This is a genomic window from uncultured Veillonella sp. (assembly GCF_963543145.1).
GTDB lineage: Bacteria > Bacillota > Negativicutes > Veillonellales > Veillonellaceae > Veillonella.
This window is the reverse complement of the sequence record NZ_CAUTZP010000006.1, coordinates 77,228-104,005: the sequence shown is the minus strand read 5'-3', so window position 1 is coordinate 104,005 and position 26,778 is coordinate 77,228. Positions and strand designations below refer to the sequence as shown.

At 39.9% G+C, this 26,778-nt stretch carries 30 protein-coding genes; 3 read left to right on the top strand and 27 right to left on the bottom strand.

From position 1 onward, the window contains the following. Positions 1–608 precede the first annotated feature (608 nt). The 24 genes from secF to ylxM all read right to left on the bottom strand — a co-directional run bounded on the left by secF (position 609) and on the right by ylxM (position 19,705). Complete coding sequence (secF, locus tag RWZ05_RS04405; protein ID WP_314642493.1) at positions 609–1,505, bottom strand: protein translocase subunit SecF; 897 nt, start codon at positions 1,503–1,505, stop codon at positions 609–611. Beyond that, on the bottom strand, positions 1,502–2,776 hold the full coding sequence (secD, locus tag RWZ05_RS04400; RefSeq protein ID WP_314642492.1) for a protein translocase subunit SecD: 1,275 nt from the start codon (positions 2,774–2,776) through the stop codon (positions 1,502–1,504). Before secD ends, secF begins: the two co-directional genes overlap by 4 nt. An 18-nt stretch (positions 2,777–2,794) precedes the next feature. Next, positions 2,795–3,361, bottom strand: a complete 567-nt coding sequence (locus RWZ05_RS04395; RefSeq protein WP_314642489.1) for a 5-formyltetrahydrofolate cyclo-ligase — start codon at positions 3,359–3,361, stop codon at positions 2,795–2,797. Continuing rightward, the gene (yajC, locus tag RWZ05_RS04390; RefSeq protein ID WP_314642487.1) at positions 3,361–3,651 is read right to left on the bottom strand and encodes a preprotein translocase subunit YajC; all 291 of its coding nucleotides are present in this window, start codon (positions 3,649–3,651) and stop codon (positions 3,361–3,363) included. Before yajC ends, RWZ05_RS04395 begins: the two co-directional genes overlap by 1 nt. A gap of 77 nt (positions 3,652–3,728) precedes the next feature. After that, entirely contained in the window at positions 3,729–4,844 is a 1,116-nt protein-coding gene (tgt, locus tag RWZ05_RS04385) for a tRNA guanosine(34) transglycosylase Tgt (RefSeq protein WP_314642485.1), read from the bottom strand. A gap of 8 nt (positions 4,845–4,852) precedes the next feature. Beyond that, positions 4,853–5,878, bottom strand: a complete 1,026-nt coding sequence (gene queA / locus RWZ05_RS04380; RefSeq protein WP_314642482.1) for a tRNA preQ1(34) S-adenosylmethionine ribosyltransferase-isomerase QueA — start codon at positions 5,876–5,878, stop codon at positions 4,853–4,855. A gap of 11 nt (positions 5,879–5,889) precedes the next feature. After that, positions 5,890–7,686, bottom strand: coding sequence for a SpoIID/LytB domain-containing protein (locus RWZ05_RS04375; protein ID WP_314642479.1), 1,797 nt, complete (start codon positions 7,684–7,686; stop codon positions 5,890–5,892). A gap of 2 nt (positions 7,687–7,688) precedes the next feature. Next, positions 7,689–8,693 (bottom strand): Holliday junction branch migration DNA helicase RuvB, encoded by a 1,005-nt coding sequence (ruvB, locus tag RWZ05_RS04370; RefSeq protein ID WP_314642476.1) that lies wholly within the window; start codon positions 8,691–8,693, stop codon positions 7,689–7,691. A 2-nt stretch (positions 8,694–8,695) separates the two neighbouring features. Continuing rightward, entirely contained in the window at positions 8,696–9,304 is a 609-nt protein-coding gene (ruvA, locus tag RWZ05_RS04365; RefSeq protein WP_314642474.1) for a Holliday junction branch migration protein RuvA, read from the bottom strand. Next, a complete protein-coding gene (ruvC, locus tag RWZ05_RS04360; RefSeq protein WP_005387349.1) occupies positions 9,304–9,798 on the bottom strand; it encodes a crossover junction endodeoxyribonuclease RuvC in 495 nt (164 codons plus the stop codon). Before ruvC ends, ruvA begins: the two co-directional genes overlap by 1 nt. Before the next feature lie 205 nt (positions 9,799–10,003). Continuing rightward, complete coding sequence (locus tag RWZ05_RS04355) at positions 10,004–10,738, bottom strand: YebC/PmpR family DNA-binding transcriptional regulator (protein ID WP_314642472.1); 735 nt, start codon at positions 10,736–10,738, stop codon at positions 10,004–10,006. 9 nt (positions 10,739–10,747) lie between these two features. Next, positions 10,748–11,320: an RNA methyltransferase gene (locus RWZ05_RS04350; protein ID WP_314642469.1), complete on the bottom strand. Its 573-nt coding sequence runs from the start codon at positions 11,318–11,320 to the stop codon at positions 10,748–10,750. 124 nt (positions 11,321–11,444) lie between these two features. Further along, positions 11,445–12,731 (bottom strand): glutathionylspermidine synthase family protein, encoded by a 1,287-nt coding sequence (locus RWZ05_RS04345; RefSeq protein WP_314642467.1) that lies wholly within the window; start codon positions 12,729–12,731, stop codon positions 11,445–11,447. A 14-nt stretch (positions 12,732–12,745) separates the two neighbouring features. Continuing rightward, on the bottom strand, positions 12,746–13,306 hold the full coding sequence (locus tag RWZ05_RS04340; protein ID WP_314642464.1) for a hypothetical protein: 561 nt from the start codon (positions 13,304–13,306) through the stop codon (positions 12,746–12,748). An 11-nt stretch (positions 13,307–13,317) separates the two neighbouring features. After that, positions 13,318–13,749, bottom strand: a complete 432-nt coding sequence (locus tag RWZ05_RS04335) for a DUF350 domain-containing protein (RefSeq protein ID WP_314642461.1) — start codon at positions 13,747–13,749, stop codon at positions 13,318–13,320. Positions 13,750–13,788: 39 nt separating this feature from the next. Then, on the bottom strand, positions 13,789–14,859 hold the full coding sequence (locus RWZ05_RS04330) for a hypothetical protein (RefSeq protein WP_314642458.1): 1,071 nt from the start codon (positions 14,857–14,859) through the stop codon (positions 13,789–13,791). A 76-nt stretch (positions 14,860–14,935) separates the two neighbouring features. Then, positions 14,936–15,589 (bottom strand): NAD(P)H-binding protein, encoded by a 654-nt coding sequence (locus RWZ05_RS04325; RefSeq protein WP_314642456.1) that lies wholly within the window; start codon positions 15,587–15,589, stop codon positions 14,936–14,938. Beyond that, a complete protein-coding gene (gene trmD / locus RWZ05_RS04320; RefSeq protein WP_314642455.1) occupies positions 15,586–16,416 on the bottom strand; it encodes a tRNA (guanosine(37)-N1)-methyltransferase TrmD in 831 nt (276 codons plus the stop codon). The genes RWZ05_RS04325 and trmD overlap by 4 nt, the downstream gene beginning before the upstream one ends. 120 nt (positions 16,417–16,536) lie before the next feature. Then, the gene (rimM, locus tag RWZ05_RS04315) at positions 16,537–17,034 is read right to left on the bottom strand and encodes a ribosome maturation factor RimM (protein WP_314642453.1); all 498 of its coding nucleotides are present in this window, start codon (positions 17,032–17,034) and stop codon (positions 16,537–16,539) included. Further along, entirely contained in the window at positions 17,034–17,441 is a 408-nt protein-coding gene (locus RWZ05_RS04310; protein ID WP_314642451.1) for a YlqD family protein, read from the bottom strand. Before RWZ05_RS04310 ends, rimM begins: the two co-directional genes overlap by 1 nt. Positions 17,442–17,455: 14 nt before the next feature. Continuing rightward, positions 17,456–17,683 carry a KH domain-containing protein gene (locus tag RWZ05_RS04305; protein WP_009352618.1) on the bottom strand — a complete coding sequence of 76 codons (228 nt, stop codon included), beginning with the start codon at positions 17,681–17,683 and terminating at the stop codon, positions 17,456–17,458. Positions 17,684–17,704: 21 nt separating this feature from the next. Continuing rightward, positions 17,705–17,968 (bottom strand): 30S ribosomal protein S16, encoded by a 264-nt coding sequence (gene rpsP, locus RWZ05_RS04300; RefSeq protein ID WP_004695565.1) that lies wholly within the window; start codon positions 17,966–17,968, stop codon positions 17,705–17,707. Between the two features lie 59 nt (positions 17,969–18,027). Continuing rightward, positions 18,028–19,380 carry a signal recognition particle protein gene (ffh, locus tag RWZ05_RS04295; protein ID WP_314642447.1) on the bottom strand — a complete coding sequence of 451 codons (1,353 nt, stop codon included), beginning with the start codon at positions 19,378–19,380 and terminating at the stop codon, positions 18,028–18,030. Beyond that, positions 19,370–19,705 carry a YlxM family DNA-binding protein gene (ylxM, locus tag RWZ05_RS04290; protein ID WP_105086219.1) on the bottom strand — a complete coding sequence of 112 codons (336 nt, stop codon included), beginning with the start codon at positions 19,703–19,705 and terminating at the stop codon, positions 19,370–19,372. Before ylxM ends, ffh begins: the two co-directional genes overlap by 11 nt. A 281-nt stretch (positions 19,706–19,986) precedes the next feature. Between ylxM and RWZ05_RS04285 the strand changes: the two genes are divergently transcribed. Beyond that, entirely contained in the window at positions 19,987–21,312 is a 1,326-nt protein-coding gene (locus RWZ05_RS04285) for an FAD-containing oxidoreductase (protein WP_314642446.1), read from the top strand. Between the two features lie 122 nt (positions 21,313–21,434). On the opposite strand, the gene RWZ05_RS04280 is transcribed toward RWZ05_RS04285, so the two are convergent. Together RWZ05_RS04280 and RWZ05_RS04275 are read right to left on the bottom strand one after the other, a co-directional pair. Then, the gene (locus tag RWZ05_RS04280; RefSeq protein WP_314642443.1) at positions 21,435–21,962 is read right to left on the bottom strand and encodes an ECF transporter S component; all 528 of its coding nucleotides are present in this window, start codon (positions 21,960–21,962) and stop codon (positions 21,435–21,437) included. Between the two features lie 210 nt (positions 21,963–22,172). Next, positions 22,173–24,347 carry a heavy metal translocating P-type ATPase gene (locus RWZ05_RS04275; RefSeq protein ID WP_314642440.1) on the bottom strand — a complete coding sequence of 725 codons (2,175 nt, stop codon included), beginning with the start codon at positions 24,345–24,347 and terminating at the stop codon, positions 22,173–22,175. A gap of 342 nt (positions 24,348–24,689) precedes the next feature. Here RWZ05_RS04275 and RWZ05_RS04270 point away from each other — a divergent pair, with 342 nt between their 5' ends. Then, positions 24,690–25,355 carry a YigZ family protein gene (locus RWZ05_RS04270; RefSeq protein WP_314642436.1) on the top strand — a complete coding sequence of 222 codons (666 nt, stop codon included), beginning with the start codon at positions 24,690–24,692 and terminating at the stop codon, positions 25,353–25,355. 11 nt (positions 25,356–25,366) lie between these two features. Here RWZ05_RS04270 and RWZ05_RS04265 read toward each other — a convergent pair whose 3' ends face one another. Then, positions 25,367–25,555, bottom strand: a complete 189-nt coding sequence (locus RWZ05_RS04265) for a hypothetical protein (protein WP_314642499.1) — start codon at positions 25,553–25,555, stop codon at positions 25,367–25,369. Between the two features lie 196 nt (positions 25,556–25,751). Here RWZ05_RS04265 and RWZ05_RS04260 point away from each other — a divergent pair, with 196 nt between their 5' ends. After that, entirely contained in the window at positions 25,752–26,642 is an 891-nt protein-coding gene (locus RWZ05_RS04260) for a LysR family transcriptional regulator (protein WP_314642434.1), read from the top strand. Positions 26,643–26,778: the final 136 nt, after the last annotated feature.

The window sequence follows — 26,778 nt, the reverse complement described above, 5'->3', positions numbered from 1 at the left end:
TCAATCATATGATTGATTACCTATCATTGTTCAGTTTTCAAAGATCTGTACCAGTTTCTACCATCTTCTTCCGAAGTGTTTCATCAACTGGCGACTTGATTATTCTATCAAGTCCAGCTTATTCCGTCAAGTACTTTTCAAAAACTTTTTCAGAAGTTTTTTATACTCATCGTTTGCGCTGTGTCCTAACGACTTGTATAAGTATAGCACAAATAAGAGAAACGTCAACACATAAAACCTTTGTTTTTACAATTTCATTTTAAATTCACCACAACAAATCATAAGCTTGCCTTAATTCCTTATTAATTCAGGTTTTCAATTGTATGACACCCTTTTTTCAATCACCTTAGTTCATTTTATTTTTAACTAACTTTCTCTAATTGCTACCCTAACTAAAGCTGTAAGAATATAAAGGTATAGATATCCTAATGTACTTGCTAGTAATACAAGTATTACATTACTGGCACCGACACTTATATCGAAACTTAAGAAATTTGTATTCTCTTTTCCCTTTCACCATGTTCCGTAGAATAAAAAGAACCTCTCTACATTGTATGCTAGAGAGGTTCAATACTTTCACCATTATTATAGCAAAAGCAATTCATATATTATTGTTGATTACGTACGTCGTTTTTGTTACGGCTCTTCCAGATAACCCATATGGATGTGGCTACACAGATAGAGGAGTACGCACCACTAGCAAAGCCGATGATCATACAAAGTGCAAAGTTCTTCGTTGTATCCCCACCAAACACATAAAGAGATACGCAGGCAAACATAACAGTTGCCAATGTATAGAAGCTACGATGAATACTTTGTGCAATAGAGGCATTTGCAAGGTCTGCAAATGTATCAGAACGTTTATGGGTATGTGTATTTTCACGAATGCGGTCAAAGATAACTACAGACTCATTCATAGAATAACCTACAACGGTCAATATAGCTGCCAAAAAGGATGCATCAATTTCCAATTGGAAATAAGAGAATACACCAAGTACCATAATCAAATCATGAAAAATCGCAATCAAGGCAGAGATAGCTACTTTATATTCAAATCGATAAGAAATATAAATCGCTAATGCCAAGAATGCAACGAGAAGGTTTATTAACGCATGTTCTGTTACTTCAGAACCGATAACAGCACCTACTGTTTCAATACGCTTAACAGTATTTTGACCAATATTTTTAGTCAAAGACTCAACAACGGCAGCGCTTTCACTAGATTCAAGATTACGAGTACGAATCATTACATCATTACCAGATGTATCGCCTGTAGTATCACCAGAAAGCTGAATTTGTGCATTTTCAAGATTGTATTCTTTCAAAACATCACGAACTTGGCTAACCTCTACAGGTTGTTCAAATACTACTTCAACAATCGTACCACCTGTGTAGTCGATACCAAAGTTAAAGCCTTTCGTGAATATCGATATTAAGCTAATGATTACAAGGATGGAGGAAATTGCAAACCACCAACGATGATGTTTAACTACGTTTAATGTCATTTGCGTTTACCTCCTTTCAATACTTTTGGTGCAAATGCGTCAGCACTTGTGCTTGGAGAAATATTCGCACCAAACCAGAATGGATGGTTTGTAAAATTACATTCAATTAACATACGTAATAAGAAACGGCTTACAATAATTGCTGTAAACATACTTACTACTACGCCCACACCTAAGCTGATAGCAAAGCCTTTTACAGGGCCAGAACCTAAAACAGTTAAGATACCAGCCGTGATGATAACAGATACGTTCGCATCTGTAATAGTTGCCAACGCACGGCTAAAACCAGCTTCCATGGCTACCCGCATAGATTTACCAGAGAATACCTCTTCTTTGAAACGTTCAAAGATAAGGATGTTCGCATCTACCGCTACACCCATGGACAAGATGATACCAGCAATACCTGGCAATGTCATTGTGGCATTAAAACCTTTGCCCAATACGAGCAATAAGAGCATAACATATACAAGTAACGCAATATTAGCCACGATACCAGATAAGCGATATAAAACAACTAAAAAAATCATGATCATCGCAATACCAGCACTGAAAGCTACTACGGATTTGTCTTTGGAGTCTTGACCTAGAGAAGGACCTACTGTACGCACCTCTAATACATTGATTTTAACAGGCAATGCACCAGAACGTAACAAGATAGCTAAGTCTCTAGCTTCTTCTAAGCTTTGGCTACCAGAGATAGTCGCTCTACCACCTGTAATCGCTTGCTGTACTACAGGATTAGTCAATTCTTGGCCGTCTAATGTAATTGCAATACGACGGCCGATATTTTTTGAAGTCAAGTCAGCAAACTTTTTAGTCCCTTCATCGGTTAATTCAATTGCAACAAGTGGTTGTTTGTTTTGACCTAATTCTTCTTTCGCATCTTTTAAGTCCTCACCAGTCATAACAGTTTGGCCTTGGTCATTTTTAAATTCCAACACCGCTGTTTTACCGATACGTTTAATCGCTTCGTCAGGATCTTTTACACCTGGCAATTCGATGATAATACGACGAGCACCTTCACGTTGTACTAATGGTTCAGATAAACCCATTTCATTAATACGACGCTCTAAGATTTGCTTCGCCCGTTCCACTGCATCATTGTCAGCTTTACCAGTTGCAGAATCCTCTGCTTCCAATACGATATGCGTACCACCTTGTAAATCAAGGCCTTGTTTCAATGAACCTGCTAAAGGTTCAATACAATACGCAAAGGTACCAATGATGACAGCAATGACTACTAAAAACTTGATAATAGCTTTACCGTTCAAAATAGTTTCTCCCTTCTACTATACGCAATGTATGACGCCTTGCTCTGTCACAATTTTGCTCATCCGTTGGTCCAATACATCCATAGGTATTGGTGTATCCCACAATTGTACAGACCAACATACGCCCATAAATGTACTTGGTGAAAGTTCCTTGAGAAATCGATCATAATACCCATTCCCCATCCCCATGCGACCACCTTGACGGTCAAAGCCAGCACCAGGCACTAAAATCAAATCCAAGTCATATGGATTAATAACCTCGTATGGCTCAGAGGGAATGCGTATATTTAACACACCCCGAGTGATAGATTCTAGAGACTTGAGACAAACTGCAATCATAGTCGTCTTATCAGTACATACTGGAACGTATACAGATTTACCATGTTCTAAAGCATGACGAATCACATCATCTAAATTAGCCTCTTTGGGCATCGCCAAATAGGCCATAATGGTATTTGCCGATATATATTCAGGACAATTGACAATCTGCTCTGTCAATAGAGTCGTCCATGTATTACAATCAGCAACGGATAAAGCAGCGCGCTGGGACTTGCATGCCCTTCGCACTGCTTCCTTTGTATTCATTATTTTTCTTCCTTATTTTTCTTGGAAAGTACGTTAGCCACTGCAGTACGAGCAAAGGTTAACTCAACCTTTTCAGATACTTGAACTTTTACTTTTTCATCATCAAGTTCTACGATCTCGCCATAAATACCGCCAATAGTAACGATTTTTTGACCTTTTTTCAAGCTACCTAACAAGTCAGCCCGTTCTTTTTGTTGTTTCTTTTGTGGACGCCACAACAAGAAATAAAAGATTACCACCATTAATAAAATAGGCCAGCTAGTTTGCAGCACTTGTAAAATATCTTCCATGTTATCCTCCTAGTTTAATAAATATGTATTTCTTTTCTAGTATAGCCACCTAACATAGATTTGACTAGACTTAATTATTATTTTTTGAAGCTATCCCAAAATTGCATTCTAAATTGAGGGAACCGATCTTCTAAGATTGCTTGTCGCATTTGACGCATAAATTCTAACAAAAAGTAAAGGTTATGATACGTTACGAGACGCAATGCTAATATTTCTTCCGCCTTATATAAATGGCGAATGTAAGCGCGAGAATAATTTTTACATGTATAGCATTGGCAGCTTTCTTCCAAAGGGCCCCAATCATGTGCAAACTGAGCATTTCGAATATTAAGGCGACCATTCCAAGTCATGGCCATACCATTTCGAGCAACACGAGTTGGATATACGCAGTCGAACATGTCTATACCACGTGCCACGCCTTCTACGAGACAATCTGCAGTGCCAACCCCCATCAAATAGCGAGCTTTATTTGTTGGCAATAGTGGTGTAGTATACTCGAGAACTTCATTCATCAAATCATGCGGCTCACCTACAGATAAACCACCTATACTATAGCCTTCAAAATCCATGGCTACTAGCTCTTCCGCACTTTGTTTGCGTAAGTCCTTGTACATGCCACCTTGAACGATACCAAACATACCTTGACGGTCATGAGCTTTACGAGCCTCTTGGCAACGATGAGCCCAACGGGTCGTACGCGCTGTAGAGCGCTTTACATAATCGTGATCTGCAGGATAGGGAATGCATTCATCAAAGGCCATCGCAATATCAGAACCTAATTGCTCTTGTACCTTGGTAGCCACCTCTGGAGATAGGAACTGTTTAGAACCATCGATATGAGATCTAAAGGTTACACCTTCCTCAGTGATTTTACGCATATCACCTAAACTGAAGACTTGGAATCCACCGCTATCAGTCAATATGGCTTGATCCCAGTTCATAAATTTATGTAACCCACCGGCTTCTTCTATTAGTTCAGGACCAGGCCGAAGGAATAAATGGTATGTATTGCTCAAAATAACTTGAGACCCCATCGCCTTTAATTCCTCTGGCGTCATAGTTTTAACTGTAGCTTGTGTACCTACAGGCATAAACATAGGTGTTTGGAAGGTGCCATGTGGCGTATGCAGTAAACCTGCCCGTGCCCCCGTATGAGGACATGTTTTTTGTAATTCATAAGTAATACTCGCCATGGTCCCTCCTAACGAATAAACATAGCATCGCCAAAGCTAAAGAAACGATACCGCTCTTTTACAGCCTCTTCATAGGCCGCTAAACAATGTTCGCGACCCGCCAATGCGCTAATTAACATTAATAATGTAGATTGAGGCAAGTGGAAATTCGTTACCAACGCATCAATCATCTTAAATTTGTAGCCAGGATAGATAAAGATTTGTGTGGTCCCACTAATCCCTTGCAATACCCCTTCATCATTAGTAGCCGATTCAAGAGTACGTACCGATGTAGTGCCCACCGCAATAATGCGAGAGCCTTTTTGTTTAGCCCCGTTAATACGGTCTGCTGTATCTTGTGACACTACGAAGAACTCACTATGCATTTCGTGATCCTCAATAGTCTCTGCCGATACAGGTCTAAAGGTACCTAACCCAACGTGTAAGGTTACAAACTCAAGCTCTACGCCTTTAGCTTTTATTTTTTCTAAAAGCTCTGGTGTAAAGTGAAGCCCTGCAGTTGGAGCCGCGGCAGAACCTTTCTCCTTAGCATATACCGTTTGATAACGATCTTTATCTTCTAACTTTTCATGAATATATGGAGGTAATGGCATTTCACCAATTTCTTGTATCACATCATCAAATACACCATTGCAAGTGAATTCAATAATACGACCTCCAAATTCAGTCTTATCTATTACGGTTCCACTTAAGCGATCGTCAAACTCTATGACTTGACCAACAGGACATTTTTTACCAGGTTTGACAAGGCATTCCCATCGGTTTTCACCACATGGCGTTAGGAGTAATACCTCAACCTTGCCGCCAGAGCCTTGACGATGGCCATATAATCTCGCAGGTATAACCTTCGTATTATTAAATACGAGAACATCACCTTCGTGGAGTTCTTCTAGCAAATCGTAAAAATGCTCTTTATGCACCACTTCACCCGTTACCTTATCCAAGGTTAAGAGTCGCGCTGTATCACGAGGCTCTACGGGGTGCTGAGCAATCAGTTCCTCTGGCAATTCATAATCAAAATCTGTAACTTTCATCGCAATCCTTATTAGTACATTTTCTTCAATGTAATGCCACTATAGTAGTGACGTAAAATAGTTTGGTAATAATTAGCATCCCCTGGAGTTGCGCGCTTAGCCATTTCTGCAGCGCCCCATTGAGACATACCAAGACCATGTCCCCAACCGTGGCCTTTAATATAAACAGTATCATTATTGCCCGTAAAGTTATGATATGCCTTACCCGTGCCTTTAGCAGGGTTGTGATTTACATAGAAATCAAATAGTGTAGATTTTAAACCTAAAATACTACGCAAGGAATCGCCATCTACCGTCGTCTTCCCAGAAGTGCCTATGAAAGTAGCACTTTTAATACGTCCAGACACACCTCGGTCAGATGTTTGTTGACCAGGTTTGCCAAGCGGAGTCAATTGAATACTCTTCAATTTGCCGACCCCTTTACTTGCTGCATTAAGCTTACTTTCAAGAGCCTGGCGAGAAGTTGTAACAGTCCAATTTGATGTAGATGTGCCAGTACTAAAATCCTTTACCCCTTTCAAGTATGGTACATCACTACCCCATACATTCACGCTATCCTCTGTATAGCCACCGCCATCCGAATGAAATAAAGCATTAATAGGACGTTGATTATATAGCATAACCATCCCCTTTGTTTTATTAACTGCATTCGTAGTAGCTTGCGTTTCACCACTGACACCATTATATACTTGATGATCTGTAGACGTACTCACATCATACAATTTGCCTTTATTTTGTTCCATCGTATGAAGAGCATACGTACGAGCTGCAACAGCTTGAGCCTCTAAGGCAGCTGCAGGCCAAGATGGTACTACCTCTTGTGGCACAACGCCGTATAAATAGTCTTCAAGCGGTACAGAATTGATAACCATCATTGTACCGTTATTAGCGCGTAATGTAAGACCACCACGATAACCTTTGCCTTCAAACAAGAATGGTGCATCACTACTAGTCGGTTTCAATGTAACTACTGTATCAATAGCCTTGCCATTGACAGCGATTTTACCACCTCGAACACCAATTGACGTGCCGCGATTAGCACTTATCGTACTAACTTGACTATTGCCACTATTCAACACCACCATATTAGCTGTAGATGTAACAGTAGCATCAGAACTACGGCTACCTAATAGAACACGTACATTAGGCACATGTTCAATTCGCTCTGTAGCAGGTGTCATCACAGAACCTACTTTATTACGAGTAATCACAGCTGTATTAGCTTGAATACTATCAGCATCCGTTGTTTTTACTACTTTAGGAGTAGTTTTTTTTGGAGCAGCTGTCTTTTGAGCTGTTGGTTTAGCACCCGTAGCTACAGGTTTAGCAACTGGCTTCGGAGCAGTTTTAGCAACTGGCTTCGGAGCCGTACCTGTAGGTTTTGCAGTTGCTGTTGATTTAGCAGTGCTAACTGTTTTAACAGTTGTTGTAGGCTTTGCTGCACTACTTGTTTTAACAGTCGTTGTCGGCTTTGCCACAGTACTTGTCTTTGCCGCAGTACTAGGCTTCGCCATACTTACCGGCTTAGCACTAGATTTTGCTACAGTAGGTGTAGCAGCAGACTTAGAAGTCGTTTTCGCTATAGGCTTTGCAGCTGGTTTCGTTACCAGAGGACGAAAGCTAGATTTCTTCGTCGTAGTTACTTTCGATACATTTGTACTAGATACTGTTGATTTCAGTGTAGGCTTTTTAGCGACTACTACATTTTTATTCTGCAATGTAGCCCCCTGTGCTACAGAAGCACCACCAATATTTACACCTAAAAACAATGTTGCCATTATCATCAATTGTAATCGTTTCGTTTTCATTGTCATTTCCCTGTCTGTGAAATACCTAAATGCTCATAGGCAAGCTTAGTAGCCACCCTCCCACGTGGTGTGCGTCCTAAAAATCCTAATTGCATCAAATATGGTTCATACACATCTTCGATGGTATCTCTCTCTTCGCTGATAGCCGCCGCAATAGTATCAATACCTACTGGACCACCATCATACTTTTCAATAATACACTCCAACACACGTCGATCGATTCGATCAAGTCCTTCTTTGTCTATGTATAAACGTTGTAACGCATCATCTGCAATACTTTGCGTGATAACCCCATCACCTATGACTTGTGCAAAATCACGTACCCGTTTAAGTAGACGATTTGCGATACGCGGTGTTCCCCTTGAACGACGCGCTATTTCGCTAGCCCCAGTTGGCTCAATTCCAATATTGAGTATTTCTGCGGCTCGAGTCACAATAAACTCTAATTCCGGCTGTTTATAATATTCTAACCGATTAATAATACCAAAGCGGTCCCTCAACGGTGCCGCTAAAGCTCCAGCTCGTGTAGTGGCACCGACCAAAGTAAACTTTGGCAAGTCAATGCGCACCGTTCGAGCACTTGGCCCCTTACCGATGATAATATCGATAGCATAGTCCTCCATAGCAGAGTACAATACTTCCTCTACGCTACGAGACAAGCGATGAATTTCATCGATAAATAGTACATCGTGATCATCTAAATTCGTTAGAATCGCAGCCAAGTCCCCAGACTTTTCAATGGCAGGACCAGAGGTTATACGAAAGTTAACACCCAATTCGTTCGCAATTATACCTGCTAGTGTAGTCTTGCCAAGGCCTGGTGGACCATACAGCAAAACGTGATCCAATGCTTCACCACGTTGCTTAGCCGCCTGAATATACACATTTAGATTACCTTTGGCTTCCTGTTGACCTACGTATTCATTAAAGAATTTAGGACGTAGACTATATTGCCATATATCCTCTTCATGCTCGCCATTTCCGACAAGGCGTACTTCTTCGTTCATCCTTATCGTCCTTTCCCAAGCTCAATCAAGCTGACCTTAATCAACTCAGATACATCGCGTTTACCATCATCTAAAGAGTCCACAATATCAGCCACATCCCGCTCAGAGTATCCTAATGATACAAGAGCTTCAATAGCCTCTCCGGCAGCGCCACTAGCAGTAACACCAATTGTCTGAATCGCCGCCGGTGACTCCGTAGAGATATGTGTCATTTTAGCTAACTTATCCTTTAATTCAAGAACAAGTCGCTCTGCAGACTTCTTGCCAATGCCAGGCAATTTAGTCAATTGCTGGACTTGGCCATTGATTACTGCTAATTTGAAAGCCTCCGGTGTCATGCTAGACAAAATACCTAACCCCACCTTAGGCCCTATACCGGAAACAGAAATGAGTAGAATAAATAATTCATATTCTTCTTCCGTCCAAAAGCCATAGAGTTGCATCGCATCTTCACGCACGTTGAGATACGTGAATAACGTTGCCTCATGGCCTTCGATCAATTGTTGACGCGTAGTGGTCGGCACATATACGCGATACCCTACGCCATGTACATCTACGTAACAAGACTCTTTAAAGAGATGTGTTACGATACCCCGTACATACCCTATCATTATACCAACCTCTTCAATCTATCATTGTGAGAACTATGAGCCGTACAGATAGCAACAGCCAATGCATCTGCCGTATCATCAGGCTTAATTTTCTCACGAATCCCCAAAATATTCATAGTCATATAAATAACCTGATTCTTATCAGCCTTCCCATAACCTGTAACAGCTTGCTTAATTTGTAAGGGCGTGTATTCATAGATAGGAATTCGTTGTTGCTCTGCAGCCAATAAAATAACGCCACGCGCTTGTCCCACCTTAATCGCCGTCGTTACATTACGATTAAAGAACAATTCCTCTACGCCAAACTTATCAGGCTTAAATTCCTCTAGAATATCACTTAGGTCATTAAATAAAATTTCCAATCGCTGTGAATCAGTTAATTCCTTAGGAGTTGTAATAGCCCCATAGGCTACCGGTGTTAATTTACTACCCTTCACGTCAATAATGCCATATCCGCATATAGCCGTACCTGGGTCAATACCTATAATTCGCACCTCAACCCCCTTAGTTTAAAAATGAGATAAGCTGTCGCCTACCTCTGTTACATAATCTATTTTATTATAACACAATACCACATCGAAATTCATGAATTTCGGCATAAAATTTTATAAGAAGTCTATTAGTTTTATTAACTTTTACAAAAAATTCTAACATCATCTAGCAATAGAAAAGGAGCACCCCTCCGAGTGCTCCTTTTTATTATTCTTCGTCGTCTGGCAAAATACCGTTGTGATATACGTTTTGTACATCATCAAGATCATCCAATACATCTAGCATTTTTTGCATTTTTACAGCATCATCACCAGTCAATTCAATTGTTGTATCTGGAATCATTGTAATTTTAGCTACTTCTGTTTCAATTCCCGCATCAGCAAGAGCTGCTTCTACAGCATCATAATCTTCAGGAGTAGTATATATTTCAAATACATCATCTTCTGACTTAAGATCTTCTGCACCAGCTTCAAGAGCTAGCATAGTCAATTCGTCTTCGTCATGACCTTCTTTATCGATAACGAATACGCCTTTAGATTTGAACATCCAGCCTACGCAACCGCTTTCACCAAGATTACCACCTTGTTTAGAGAACGCATGACGTACATCTGCGGCCGCACGGTTACGATTATCCGTCATAACCTCAACAGTAACAGCAACACCTGCAGGACCATAACCTTCGTATACGATTTCTTCGTATGCGTTCATATCCGTAGCACCGATACCTTTATCGATAGCACGTTGAATATTATCCTTAGGAATATTATTTTCACGAGCTTTTTGTAAAGCCAATTTCAAACGCATATTACCAGTTGGATCTGCACCACCCATGCGTGCTGCGACGGTAATTTCACGACCGATTTTCGTAGCCATTTTAGCTTTTAGTGCATCAGTTTTACCTTTTTTATGTTTAATATTTGCCCATTTAGAATGTCCTGACATAGACGCCTCCTATTTATTCCACCATGCTTCGCCCCGCAATCGATCAAGGATAATCGATACAGCACTGCGCACAGATAAGTGATTGTATTCACCGTGACCATATATAGGTTCTAAAATATAGTCAAAGCTTTCCATCGTTTCTTTTGTCATACCATAACCGGTACCAAATAATACTAACACAGGGCGCCCTTCATTTTCAAGATGTTCACGCATCCGTGCATAGGAAATTGTATTATCATAGGTCCGAGCATCTGTGGTGGCCACAATAGGTTTTGTTCCCTCAATGCCTTCGATCGTTCTTACGGCTACAGCAATAGAGTTCACTAGTTCTACACCGGTAAAAGCATCTTTTCGGTCCGGATTATAGGTAGAACCAAAGCCAGATTTCCAATGTTCCATAATAGTAGCTGCTAATTCTCGTTGAGCAGGTATATTATGAATAACAAAATATTTAGACACATCATACGTAATAGATGCTCTTGCAATATCGTGAATATCATAATTGGTAATGGCCGTCGTAATGACCTCTTTATGCTTGTTCATAATCGGATAATGAACAAGTCCAATATATAAGTTAGCCAATGCCTTATATCTCCTATAACCTAACAACAAATATAACCAATAGTAATACTAGCCTTACAGCTTTATGTTCCTCACCCTATAGGGTATGCACCATTAATTAACCTACATATATCCTACATAGTTATTAATCAATAACTAAAGGTAGAAAATAGGCTTCTGTACCAGCAATTTCTTCAGGAGAAAAACGGGCTCCCACAGCAGAGGCTTGGTCCCCAAGCATAAAGCAAGACAGCGTCAAGCACCCTTCTTTTGTACCACTATCTACGGTGTGAATAAACCGTTTTTGTTTAATAAAATCTTGGTACATAACCTTCTTACTATCACGACAAATAATGTCATCATAATTATCTACAAACTTTTCCATAAAGACCTTTGCTTGAGCGCCATGTTTTTCTACGACTTGTATATTACGTCCCTCACGGCCCCAGATTTCCTTTTGAATATAAAGGCCCTCATCGAGGTTAGGAAAATCACTTTCAAAATAGGACGGAGTCAAATAACGTTCAATAATATCTCGCTCAGGACTTGTAAAAAATTGATTAGTCAAATATAAGGCATACACCAAGGACATAAATGACTTATTCTGTAAGATGATTGCTTCTGGAGGATTAAATAAATTAAAACGCCCCTCATTATATAAATCTAAGAACATTTCACCTAACGGTTCCCCTGTTGCCGTCGTCTCATCGATCAACAATTCCATGGGATGCAAACGATACAGGTTTGATGCATGGCTACCATCAGGAAGTAAAATCCCTTCATCATCAATGACCATGTCATAAAATGATAAAAATCGTACATCCGCTTCAGGACAAGCGGAGTTCATCGTATTCATTAAAAACTTAGTAGTTCCTAAATCTTCTAAATAATCATGAAAGCAAGCAAATACAAAGGGATTAGGTCCACCACTTTTTACCGTATTATATTTACTATTTTCCACAGAAGTGCGTTCATAAACACGTTTCAAAAAACGTTCTAGCTCATCCCTAGCACCTGCATTAGGATGATCTTTATCGAAATAACGCGCGCCGATCTCATTAGCATAATAGCTTTCAATCAAAAAACAGGGGGTATCCGCATTAATTTCTACCATGCGTAATCGCCCCTGTGTATCGAGAACAAAATCAAAGCGAGACAGCCATGTAGGTAGGCCTAACGGATTTTCTCGGTGAAGATAAGGAATCAGATTTTCCGGCATATCCATATTGAGGGCAAACTCATCAGGTGCCTGCTGAAAGACCTTGGCAGCTTTACAAAATATCTGAAATAACATGCGCGATGCATGTCGTATTTCATCGTAGAATTCAGCAGGAAAGGATTGAATAGAAAGAGCAGGATATCGATCGTCGTATCCTTCATAATCTACAAAAGGCAGTATGCCCGTATCTAACTCATCAATATAGGATTGCATAGTATCGCCTCCCATCATGAGCCACCAGAACGTGCACCAACACTACCAAAGCCAGATTTTTGACCTATAGATGAGGCTTTTTGGCTTCTTCGTTTCTCATAGTCTTGATAAGTCCGTCTCCCCAAAGAAGTACGCACATTTGAACCTGATGCTGTATAAACAGAAGGCTCCTCATACGGTTTTAATGGGGCAGCCACGCGATAGGTCATAGTTCGTCCATCCATACGGGCTGTAGGCGGATTAAAGCCATGAAAAATATAGTAACCTGCTGCAATACTTGGCAAAAGGCTGGCTAAACCAGCATCCCACACTAAACTGCCATCCTTTTCTCGGTGAAAGGTAACGGATCGGTTATCATCAAACAACGCTGTTTCTTTACCGTCCCCATGATTCAATAAGGAGTAACGATTTCCTTGATTATCCTTTAATCGAACTTCTCCGTCATTTGCTTCCGGGTAGATTTTATCACATACGGCATAAGCGATGTCATTCCAGTATGAAGATACACCAACGATGCCCGCCACAGCGACAAAGGCCCCCGTGATGTATATGGTTTTCTTACTTGGCTTATACATAGGACACTCCCTTAGTGCACAGCACCACTAACAACGAGAGCAAGCCCTACAAAGATACCAAATACGAGGATACCAGCAGCTGTATTACCACGCATAATCTCTTCAGATAAATTATATTTACGATGCCATAAATTAATAAACATATAACCTGTTACGAATAGTACAATACCAAGAACAGCATAAACAATACTTGCTACTACACCGTGCAATAAAGAAGTATCTGCTGTCGTAACTACAGGAGACATGATAACAGCGCGCAATATTTCACCAATACCGATAAAGGAACCTGCCGATAGCCATGCTACAGCACAGTTACCACGTTTAATCTCTTCACTAAATTTACCAGGTACAAAGAAATCAATAACAGTGTTGGCCGTTAACATTAAGAAAATTCCAAAACAGGCATAAAAAATCGTCAATAATACATCAGGAATAAAGATCATGATAAACCTCCTAATATAGTCCCTTTATATTCATAGTCATCAGTTAAACATATAAGCCTTGTCGGCTTCATTAAGATTGTCTACCTTAAGGAATTTATCGCGTCCCCCGCTATCTTTCTGGCGAACCATATAGGCATAGGAATCAAGTACATGTGTCTTTCGCATTATACTATTAATGAGCTCCTGTTCCTCTGGCGTCAACTTTCCTGGTTCACATACCTTAACGAGGGTTTGGCCATCTACGTTAGTGATAATATAGGCAGACTTAGCATCATAAAATACAATGACTTCACGACCTTCTTGTAAGCTCTCACCTTCATTTTTAATATCCCCGTCTAAAGAATCAATTAAATCTAATGCTGTACTAACAGGGTCTAAACTAGAAGTATATACATATTCATTATCCGAATCTGTCTTTGTATAATAGACGGATGTATCATGCATATGCTCCTTTGCAGTATAAGGGAAGCCAAAGGTACCACGTACGCCATGCCAAGTAATGTCAGAATCCCAACTAACAAGGCACATCATAAATAATGCGCCGCATCCAAGGGCCATAGCAATTCCTTCTAGTCGTTCTTTCAGGCGTTGATTACGTTTCTTTTTACGAATAGCATTAGCAGCTGCATCATTACAAAGTTTAATATTCACCAACTGTACTCGAGAGCCTTCGGCAAACATTTCCTCCCCTTTGAACCAATTCTCTTCAAAGAATACACTAGCGCCGCCTTCACAAGGTAATTGATATTCCTTATACCCAGCTCGATCACCCACAGAGGCGCCACTATCACCATCTACGGCTACCACCTTTTCCAAACCGATTTGATGTAATGTAAAGCCTTTCGGTGCACGCTTACGATAGGATGTTCTAGATACAGTGCACCACTGATTATCATTGTACTCAATGGTAAGCCAGATCTTATCTATTCCCTCAACAGCCTCTAGACCATATTCATGCCAATAGTCACCAGGAGACTTTTGCATAGACGGCTTAGCCTTATAGGCTTGTTCCTGATCAGCTTTTGGAATAATCTCATTATATTTAATTTTTTCAGTTATTACATAACGGCTGCCCTGAACCTCAAGGACATCGTAACAATTAAACTCCATAAACAACCTCGTTAGAGTAGTAATAACCTATATACAGGTCTAAACTACTCTCTCTCCTAAACGGGATTTAATGAAATTAAGCTTTAAAGTAACCTGCACGTTCATGAATCGTTTCATTTTCAATAATAGAAATACCATATTGTTGCCCCATAGTAGCTGTTACAAGAACATTAGCTACATCAGCAGTTTTTACAGGCTCTTGACTCATCAATATACGTGCTTTATTGATGACCCCAAATACAGCACAACTAATACGCTCTACCAATTTAGGTTCTTCTCGAATCAAGGTAGCTGGACGAGCAATAACAATCGCTTCAAATGGAAGCTCTAAGATGACCTCTTCCAATTGCCCTTTCATGGACATATAAAAGAATTTCGATTTTGGATTCGCCCCTAAAGAGGACACCAATCCATATTTTTTTACTCCATTTTGTGCTGCAATGCGAGCCATTTCGTACTGGTAGGTATAATCGACTGTCCATTGCGCTTCTTTAGAGCCTGCTTGTTTACGGTTTGTGCCCATAGCAGAGAATAAAATATCCCCTGTTACTAAGTGTGCCCATTCACGAGGTTCATCAAAATTAACGATATGAACGGTTACCTTTGGAGATGTATACGTAACTTGACGACGTACAAATACATGAACTTCTTGAATTTCATGATTGTCAATCAATGATTCTACAATATGGCGACCTACTGCACCAGTAGCACCTAATACTAAAGCTTTCATACTTCACCTGTATCTCTTTCAGACTCTTCAGCAATAATCTCTTTTAAAAGTTTAACTTCTTCTTTTGTTAAAGGTCTTTCCAATAAATCAGGCCGCAATAATCGTGTCCGCTTCAAGGCTTCCTTTTGTCGCCACGTAGCAATATTTTTGTGATGACCGCTACGCAATACATCAGGAACAGCCCACCCTCTGAATTCTGGTGGCTTTGTATATTGAGGACATTCTAATAAAGGCTCATAAAAGGAATCCTCTTGGGCCCCACTAGCTGCGCCTAATACACCGGGAATCATACGAGCTACTGCATCGGCCACAACCATAGCGGGCAATTCACCACCAGTTAATACGTAGTCGCCAATAGAAATAGTTTCATCTACTAAATGTTCCTCTACACGATAATCAACGCCTTCATAATGACCACAAATGAGAACTATTTGATCGTACGTCGCTAGTTCACGTGCTTTTTCTTGTGTAAAAGGTTGACCTGCAGGCCCCATAAAAATAACACGACGTCGTATACTTTCACTAGGATTACCAATAAGGCTCATTTCATCACATATTTCATCTGTGGTATAGGCACTATTAATATTGCTATCATATTGAGCAATAACAGATTCTACAGCCTCAAAAATAGGAGGTGCCATCATAAGCATACCTGCACCGCCCCCATACGGCGTATCATCAACTTGACCATGTTTATTATGACTAAAGTCCCGAGGGTTAGTTACGCCCATAGATAAGCGTTCCGCTTCGATAGCCCGTTTTATGATGGAATGACTAAAAAAAGCATCAAAAAACTCAGGAAATAAAGATACGATATCGATACGCATAGACCGTCCTCTGTACTTATTAACTCACATAAACTCATTAGCATTATCTATATATAGCTATATTATATAACTTTTACCATAATATACCTATATGTAGATAAAATAAAACCGCCTAAAGGATTATATCCATTCAGGCGGATCTACGATCATCAATTTATTTTCCACATCGATGTCTTTAACGACCTCTTCAATGGCAGCAAATAATTGATCTGGTTCCCCATCTTTGGAAACCACATAGACATCATTAGCACCAGGTTGCAATACATCAGTTACTGTGCCAAGCACATTGCCCTTTGTATCTTGTACTTCAAGACCAATGATATCAAAGATGTAGTAGCGACCTTCTGCCAATTCTACTAAATCTTCACGACGAACTTGAATTGCTTTTTTACTAAATAATTCAGCCGTGTTACGATCAGGAATTTCTTTAAAGGATGCCAGTACAAATTGTTTATGAAATCGTGCGGATGCAACGTGGTATTCTTTACCATCGATGTAACAGGCATCCATATGCATAAACCGTTCCGGAAAATCGGTTTGAGGCATAATACGAAGATCACCCCGCACGCCGTGCGGGGCGATGATAACACCTATTGTGATGAAATCGTTATGCTTCATTATTGACGAAACGCAACGATTTTACCGTCTTCTAATAGGATTTCAGCGCCCATCATGGCATCCAAATCATCCCCGATTTTAACGGTAACTGTTTGCTCTAATGTACCTTGAGGAATTTCAGTTCCTAAGGACAAGCTTTGAGCGTCTTTCAATTTAGCTGTTACTTCTTCTTTGAAAGCCAAGCGTTTATTTTTCTCTTCGTCAATTTGTTGACGAATAGCAGTAAGACTTGTTGCATCAACTTTAGCTGCATCAGCCAAAATACGTTGGGCTTGGAACTCAATTGCTTCCAAATCTTTATTCACCATATCTAGGCGAGTCTCAAGATCAGACACAATTTTTGCTTTCAAGTCTTCTGTTACTTTTGCTTTTACTGCTACAGGGACACGTAATGTCATTTCTTCCATTGGAATACTCCCTTTTAGACAATATCAACAGATATCTTTTTGTTCTCTTTAATAGCCGCCGCTTTCACCACAGCGCGAATCGCCTTCGCAATTCGTCCTTGCTTTCCGATGACTTTGCCCATATCCTCTGGGGCTACGTGAAGTTCGTAAACTTCCATATTTCCCTTTTGGACCATGGTAACAGATACGGCATCAGGCTGCTTCACTAATGATTTCGCAATTAATGAAATTAATTCTATCATCACAGTATGCCTCTCTATTAATTACTTTTTAGCGTCAGCAAATTTTTGCATAACGCCTTGTTTTTTGAACAAGGAGCGAACAGTGTCAGTAGGCTGAGCACCTTTAGCTAACCAAGCCAAAGCTTTTTCTTCGTCTACATTAACGATAGCTGGTTGTTTAGTAGCATCATATTGACCAATAGTGTCAACAGGACGACCTTCACGTGGAGCACGTGCGTCAGCAACAACGATACGGTAGAAAGGAGCTTTTTTAGCACCTAAACGAGTCAAACGAATTTTTAACATGTGAAATTCACCTCCTTATACTGATGTAAATGGACAGGTTCAGCGCCCCTGCCCATGTATTACATAAACGGTAATTTAGGCATTCCAGGGAAGCCGCCCTTACCGCCACGTAAACTTTGCATGCGCTTCATCATCTTCCGCGCTTCCTCAAATTGTTTCAACAAGCGATTTACATCTTGTACTTGAGTACCAGAACCTAATGCAATACGCTTGCGGCGAGAACCATTAAGAATACTTGGATTTTCTCGCTCTGCTGCCGTCATGGATGTAATGATGGCCTCAATGCGGCGCACCTCTTTACTGTTCAAATCAAGGTCTTTCAATTGATCCTTAATTTGTCCCATGCCTGGCAACATACCAATAATATTTTGTAATGGCCCTAACTTTCTCACTTGGTTCATCTGTTTCAAGAAATCATCCAAGGTGAAATTGTTTTTCGCCATTTTCTTAGCCATTTCACGAGCTTCTTCTTCATCGATAGCGCCTTGTACATTTTCGATTAATGTTTTAAAGTCGCCCAAGTCGAGAATACGAGAAGCCATTCGGTCTGGATAGAATACATCGAAACCATCCATTTTTTCGCTCACACCAGTGAACTTGATTGGCAAGCCTGTTACAGCTTTAATGGATAATGCAGCACCACCGCGCGCATCACCATCGAGTTTAGTAAGAATAACACCGTCAACGCCTAATTTTTCATTAAACGTTTGTGCTGTTGTTACCGCATCTTGACCGATCATGGAGTCTACAACGAGTAGAATTTCATGAGGTCTAACAGCAGATTTAATATTAGATAACTCGTCCATGAGGACTTCATCTATCGCCAAGCGACCAGCTGTATCGATGATAACAACATCTTTCAACATATGCGTGCTTTGCTCTACCGCGCGACGGGCAATGTCTACTGGATTTGCACCAGGTGTTTCATCCGCAAATACGGGAATATCGATTTGCTTGCCTACAACTTGCAGTTGAGTAATCGCAGCGGGACGATATACGTCGGCAGCTACGAGCATTGGATGCTTACCTTGCTTACGAAGGTATACGGCCAATTTACCAGCTGTTGTAGTTTTACCAGCACCTTGTAAACCAACGAGCATAATAATCGTTGGTGGCTTACTAGAAATCATGATACGACTTTGTGTACCACCCAACAAAGCTGTTAACTCATCATTTACGATTTTAATAACCGTTTGCGCAGGATTCAAAGAACCGAATACCTCTTCACCGAGGGCCTTTTCCTTGATGGACTTTACAAAGTCCTTAGCTACCATAAAGTTAACGTCCGCCTCTAATAATGCAGTACGTACTTGACGCAACGCAAGATTGACATCATCTTCAGTAATTTTGCCCTTTCCCTTCAAGGATTGAAAGGCTTCTTGCAGTTTTTCTGACAAGCTATCAAATGCCATAATATCCCTCCATTTGCGCCAATACTTGTTGAACCTTAGTTTCAGCTAGAACCTCTTTAGGTAAGGTTTCTTTCAACTGTGAAAGCAGTCCTTCACGTTGTTCATATTGCTCTACCAAGTGCAACTTTGATTCGTAATCATTTAAAATGTGTCGTGCACGCTGCAGATTATCGTGTACAGCCTGCCGTGATACGCCTAATTCCTCAGCAATCTCGCCAAGGGACATATCGTCTTCGTGGTGAAGTTGTAAGGACATGCGTTGCTTATCCGTCAATAATGGCCCATAGAAATCTAAGAGCAAACTGATAAGTACTCGTTCTTCCATTTCGCCACCTCCATCACTGTCAAGTCATATTACTTTACATATGTTACAGTATAAAAAAAAATGTGTCAAGTAGAAATACTTAACACATCTTTTAATTCTTATATTACAACTAACATCTGATTCCATCCGCTAAATAGAAGTATTAATCAGCTGCCAATATTACTATATCAGATTTCAAACACTATAATTGATAATAATTTTTATTTTTTACTTTTATATCTGCAATAAAGTGCTATAATATAAATATCTAATATTTTCAATATAAAAACAGGAGGTATTGTATGAATACCAAACAATATGACCTTATCGTCTTAGGTTTCGGCAAAGCCGGTAAAACATTAGCAGCTAAATTTGGCTCTATGGGCAAATCTGTAGCTATGATTGAAGAAAATCCACTTATGTATGGTGGCACATGTATTAATATCGCTTGTATCCCAACTAAAACGATGATTATAGCCGCATCAAAAGGCTTATCTTACGATCAAGTGTTAAACCAACGCGACGTAGTTACATCTCGTTTACGCAATAAAAACTTCGGTATGTTAGACACAAATGAACATGTTGATGTATATACTGGACATGGTGAATTCATTAGTAATAAAGAAATCGTCGTTACAGCTGGGGAAGATAAAATCGTCTTATGTGGTGAAACAATTATTATTAACACTGGTGCTGTAGCGATTAAACCTAACATTGATGGCATCGACACAGCAACAGGCTTCTATAACAGCACAGAAATTCAACAATTATCCCCTCAACCAAATTCCCTAGGCGTCATCGGTGCTGGCCCTATTGGCCTTGAATTTGCCAGCCTCTACGCTAAACTAGGTACAAAGGTAACAGTGTTTAATATTGAATCTAGCATCTTAAAACGAGAGGAACCGATTATACAAGAATTAGCTAACGAGTACTTGGCTGAGCAAGGTATTACTATTCTTAATGATGTAAGATTAAACTCCGTATCTAATGATGGCAACACACCTGTTATTACTGCCAATGGTCATAACTATTCGTTTGATGCCGTTTTATATGCTACAGGTCGCAAACCAAATACAGCTAACATCGGTTTAGAACATACGGACATCGCTACTAACGAACGCGGTGCTATCATTGTTACTGATACGTGTGAAAGCTCCGTTCCTGGCGTATATGCAGTAGGCGATGTAAACGGTGGTCCTCAATTTACATATATTTCTCTCGATGACTTCCGCATTGTATTTGGTGCTCTTACAGGTAATGGCCAATACACATTAAAAGATCGTAAAAATATCCCTTACACAACCTTCTTAACACCGCCACTAGCTCGTGTAGGGCTCACAGAAGAGGATGCTATCAGCAAAGGATATACTGTTAAAACTAAAGAAATGCTCGTAGCTACCATGCCAAGAGCCCATGTAAACGACTATTTAAAAGGTGCTTTTAAAATCGTAGTAGATGCAGATAACGATTTAATCCTTGGTGCTACACTCTATTCCCAAAGCGCAGAAGAATTGATTAATTTAATTAAAATGGCTATGGATAACAACATTCCATATACATACTTCAAAAATCAAATCTTCACACATCCTACAATGGCAGAGAACCTAAACGACCTATGCAATTTTTAATCCTTTAACAGTCAGTATAAACGCTAATTATAAAACAATAATTAAACCCAAAAAGCCTTTAGACCCTAAAACGATTTAGAGTCTAAAGGCTTTTTTATGATTAGGCTACTACATAATAGCCATTAATTGTTAGTAAATAATCTACGTACTACTGTTTGTAATTTAGGTGTTAATACAATAGCTACTACAATACCTGCCGCAGATGTAATCAAGGAGTATTGAATTTTACTAGCTGCCACCGCGGCACTTTCAAGAACAAACCACCACGCTAGGAAGTAACCAAAAGCAGTCCAAATGGTCCCGATAATGAGAGCTACTAAAATACGACCAAAAGATGCTGTCGGTTTATTGATGGATGGAGGTAAGTAGCCTGCTGTCATGCCACCTACAATGAGACCTGCAATACCTTTAATAAAGAAAGAGAATACAATGTACTGTGTATGACCACCAAAGAGATCAAACATTGCAGAGCCAATAGCTGCACCTAAGCCACCATACAAACCACCGAACAGAATTGATGTCGTAAAGAGTGCTGCAGAACCTAAGTGTACCATCGCCCCACCGGGAATCTCAATACGAATTGTTGTCGCTACGGCACATAACGCAGCAATAAAACCGATATATACAATATCGCGAGTGTTTAATTTCATAATCTAGCTCCTCTCTTTTACATGAATAACTATATTCAGTATAACAAATCTCAATCAGTCTAAAAATACTGATTTCGTAGAAATTAAATATTACATCACACATTGAATATTTAATATCATTAAAACAAAGCACCTATACTGCTGTATAGGTGCTTTATAGATTACAATCGAATATTTCAAATATTATATGTTACAAAATGCAATTCAAAATTAAATCTTAGCTCGTTTCAAACGAAGGGAGTTACCCACAACGGTAACAGAGCTAAATGCCATCGCCGTGCCCGCAATCATCGGATTCAATGCACCAATAGCGGCTAGTGGAATACCAATGCAGTTAAAGATTAACGCCCAGAATAAATTTTGTTTTATGTTGGTCATGGTCTTACGACTGAGGCGTACCGCTTGAACTAATGTATGTAAATCGTTTCTTACGAGAACGATATCTGCCGCCTCCACTGCAATATCTGTACCACTGCCAATAGCAAAACCAATATCGGCAGTCACAAGAGCTGGAGCATCGTTGATACCATCGCCAACCATACCAACTACAAGACCTTTATCTTGCAATTCTTTTACCTTACTAGCCTTATCTTGAGGTAATACTTCAGCAATAACGTGATTAATACCTGCTTGTTTCGCAATATATTGAGCCGTACGTCGATTATCACCGGTAAGCATCCACACATCGATACCTTGAGACTGTAATTCTTTTACTACTTCAATAGTTTCTGGACGCAATTCATCCTCTACAGCCCACAAAGCACTAATCACACCATCAACAGCTAGAACAGATACAGATGCACCTTGTTCTTCAAAACGAAGAATATCGTCTTGAACCGCACTTAAATCGTAACCTAATTCAGTCATCCAACGGCTATGACCAAGCTGTACAGATACGCCCTGGTATGCCCCTTGTAAACCTTTACCTGGTACATCACCGAAACTTTCAAGCTCAACGGCTTTACCTTTATAACCACGATCTTCCCCGTAGTAGACCATAGCCTTGGCAATCGGATGAGATGTGCCACTTTCTAGAGCCATCATAATGGACATATTTGTGCTTTCATCACCATTGTAATTTTTGAAAGCCGTCACATCTAATACACCCTGTGTAAGTGTCCCCGTTTTATCCATAACGATAGCATCAAGTTTGCCTGCTTTTTCAAGATATTCTGCACTTTTGATGAGAATACCATGTTCTGCACCTAGCCCAGAGCCAACCATGATGGATGTTGGCGTTGCAAGACCAAGAGCACATGGACAGGCAATTACGAGGACTGCTGTAGCATTAATAAGCGCCACATTGAGGGAATCGCCTATTACAAAGTACCAAACAAGACCTGTTAGAACAGCAAGGCCAATAACGGTAGGAACGAAGTATTGTGCTACGATATCAGCAATACGTTGAATACTCGCTTTAGAGGTTTGGGCCTCTTCTACAACCTTGATGATTTGGGACAGCATTGTATCGGACCCAATACGCTTCGCTTCCATCGTGAAAGCACCACTCAAGTTAATAGTCGCTCCAATTACCTCGGAGCCTACTTGTTTTTCTACAGGCAAGCTTTCACCAGTAAGCATAGCCTCATCTACGGTAGAATAGCCGTCAGTAATTGTACCATCCACTGGAATTTTTTCGCCTGCCCGAACTTGTAAAATATCGCCTGCTACTACTTTAGAAGTAGGAATATCTACAAACTCACCATCACGCAACACATGAGCCGTAGCAGGTTGTAAGGCAATCAATTTTTGAAGTGCTTCAGAAGTACGCCCTTTTGCAATCTCTTCTAAGAGTTTACCAAGAAGGATAAAGGTAATGAGCCATGCAGAGGTTTCAAAGTATATACCATGAGGCCCTAGCTCAGGATGGAACTGCCAATTATAAATACTGAATAGATACGCCACAGTCGTGCCCATTACTACAAGCACATCCATTGTAAGGGCCCCATTCTTCACAGCACTCCAAGCGCTCTTATAGAACATTAGACCAGGACCGAACTGAGCAATAGTAGCCAAAATGAACTCAACCCATACAGGCAATGCTTCAATACCAAATCGATGGAGCGTCATATTCACCATCATAGGCACAGCCATACAAGCGGCAACTATTAATCGGATAATATGAGGCTTTAAATTAACCTTTTCTATTTCCTGCTTTGTTTCATCTGCCTCTTCAGCACCAAAGCCAATGTTTGTAATAGCCTCTATAATCTGTTGAGGATCTACTATAGCGCCCTCTTTATATTCAACGCTCCCCTTTCGGGTTAAGAGATTTACCTTTACAGACTCTACGCCATCTACTTTAGAAACAACGTTTTCAACACGCTTTACACAGGCCGCACAATGCATTCCCGTAATATCAAACTCTTGTTTCTTTTTACTCATAGTATCACTTCTTTCTAACAGTATATGTAAAGATATGCACCTTATAGCCATACAAGACATATCACCACAAACTTATAGTATATACAGCTTGTATCAATAGTAGAAACTTTTAAAAGATTCTATCATTTAACATATGAACACTCTTACATGAGTAATCATTCATACGTCTCTTATTAATAATAACATAAATTTTCATTACGTCAATATCCTACTAAATCTAGAGGACTATTCCTTTTTTATAGGGGAATTACCATGTCCCCACCTATACACAACATTCATAAATAGATTATAATAAAGTGATGATGATTAAACATAAACATTGATTCCAAAGGAGGTGAATATATGTCTGAATCAATTAGTCCTATAGTAGAATTTACTTCGGTAGCGAAGGAATTTCGCCATGAATATATTGTTGATAAATCACGATTTATCACAACTATATACCCTTGTACAACTGAAGAAGAGGCGCAGGCCTTCATTGGCCGCATCAACAAAGAGTTTTGGGATGCCACTCATAACTGTACAGCCTATGCATTAGGAGCTAAGCAAGAACAACAACGATCTTCCGATAATGGCGAGCCATCTGGTACAGCCGGCAAACCAATGTTAGAAGTGCTTAAGAAAACTGGCATAACCAATGTGGCAGTCGTTGTAACTCGCTATTTTGGAGGTATCAAACTAGGTGCTGGCGGCTTGATTCGTGCATATTCACACTCCGTTGCGGAATCCTTACGTCTTGCCCCTAAAGAACTACACACAACACGAACTCAACTACAAGCGACCATCGACTACTCACTATATGGCGCAGTAGAAAGATTTGTACAAGACAAAAAACTACATTATGAAGCGAACTTTGGTGAACATGTAACTGTAACTATCTTAGTACCTCCTACTGATGTGGAGGGCATACAAAAAGAGCTCCAAGACATGAGTCATGGAGCTGCTACTTGTACTATATTAGATGCTATTGAAGTGGTACTACCCCTAGATGAATCATCTAATCAATAGACACCAAATAATTAGTTGCCGTGGTTAACTAAACTTGTTACGCCTTGACCAAATTCACGACGTTTATCGTTAGTCAAAGGATGCGGCCACACGCGTTCAAGTTGTTTTTTACGACTTAAACCAGTATTGTGTGCAGTCATTAATCTACGTGCTTCCCAGTTACGAATTGCTTGACTTAATGTTCTTTTTACCACGCCCATAGCAGTACCTACTTTCTCAATCGCTGTCATTTCATCAAAATTTGTGATAAGGATAGAAAGTTTATTTTATATTTAATCAACTCACTATTTCCTTGTTGAGTATAGTATATATGCCATTTTATAAAATGTGAAATGACGGTTACTTAGTTCGTTATAATTTTTATTTATCTTATTATGTGTATAATAGGGAGATTCTATGGATACATCTTACTACCATAATTTTATTACCCTCGTTCAAACGGGCAATATGACACAAGCCGCAGAGATTCTTCATATTACACAACCAGCATTAAGCAAACAGTTGAAATATTTAGAAGCTGAGTTTGGAGCTCAATTAATCAATATCAAGCGCGGCCAACGAGGATCAAACTTACAATTAACAGATGCTGGTAAAATCTTCTATGAAAAGGCACAACAATTATGCTCCATTGAAGAATCTACATATAATGCTGTACAACAATTGAATTCACGCATTGAAGGTACATTGCGTATCGCTACCTCTGCATCACGTTCAACACCAATTGTGCAGCAATATTTACCAGCCTTCTCCATGAAATATCCATCTGTCCACTTTGAAATCTACGAAGGTCTTATGACAAATGTAGTAAATCAACTCATCAACGGTAGTGCCGAATTAGGCATTGCTAATATTCAGATGGTAGACACTGATAAATTTGATATTCTACTTACCCAAGAAGAACATTTATATGCTATCTTCCGTCGCGATGTATTCTGGACAGATCGAGAACATGATACCATTACTTGGGAAGACATCAAAAAATGTCCCCTCTCCCTTTCTGGTGGCTCTGTAAGAATGATTATGCAATCTAGCTTAACGGATATGGATCAACTGAATGCCATTGCTATCACTACAACTAAAAGTTCTGCTATTGAATGGGCTTCTTCTGGTCGCACTGTATCATTAGTGCCAATGGATGCCAAAGAATTAATCAACCATCGTAAAATGGCCCGCATCAAATTGCCAGAATTCTCTGGGGATTTCAAAAAGGCATTCATCACACTGAAAGGTCATGCCCTATCCCCTGTAGCACAGCAATTTATCGATTTCTACAAAGCTTATGTATAGTTCAAATGATACATAGTATTACCATCATGATATCAATAGTTCATACCACGGGGACCTATTTAGTTTTAGATACCCATACAATACATAAAAAAAGACCTAGTACATTGAACTGCACCCCAAAAATTGGACACAATTT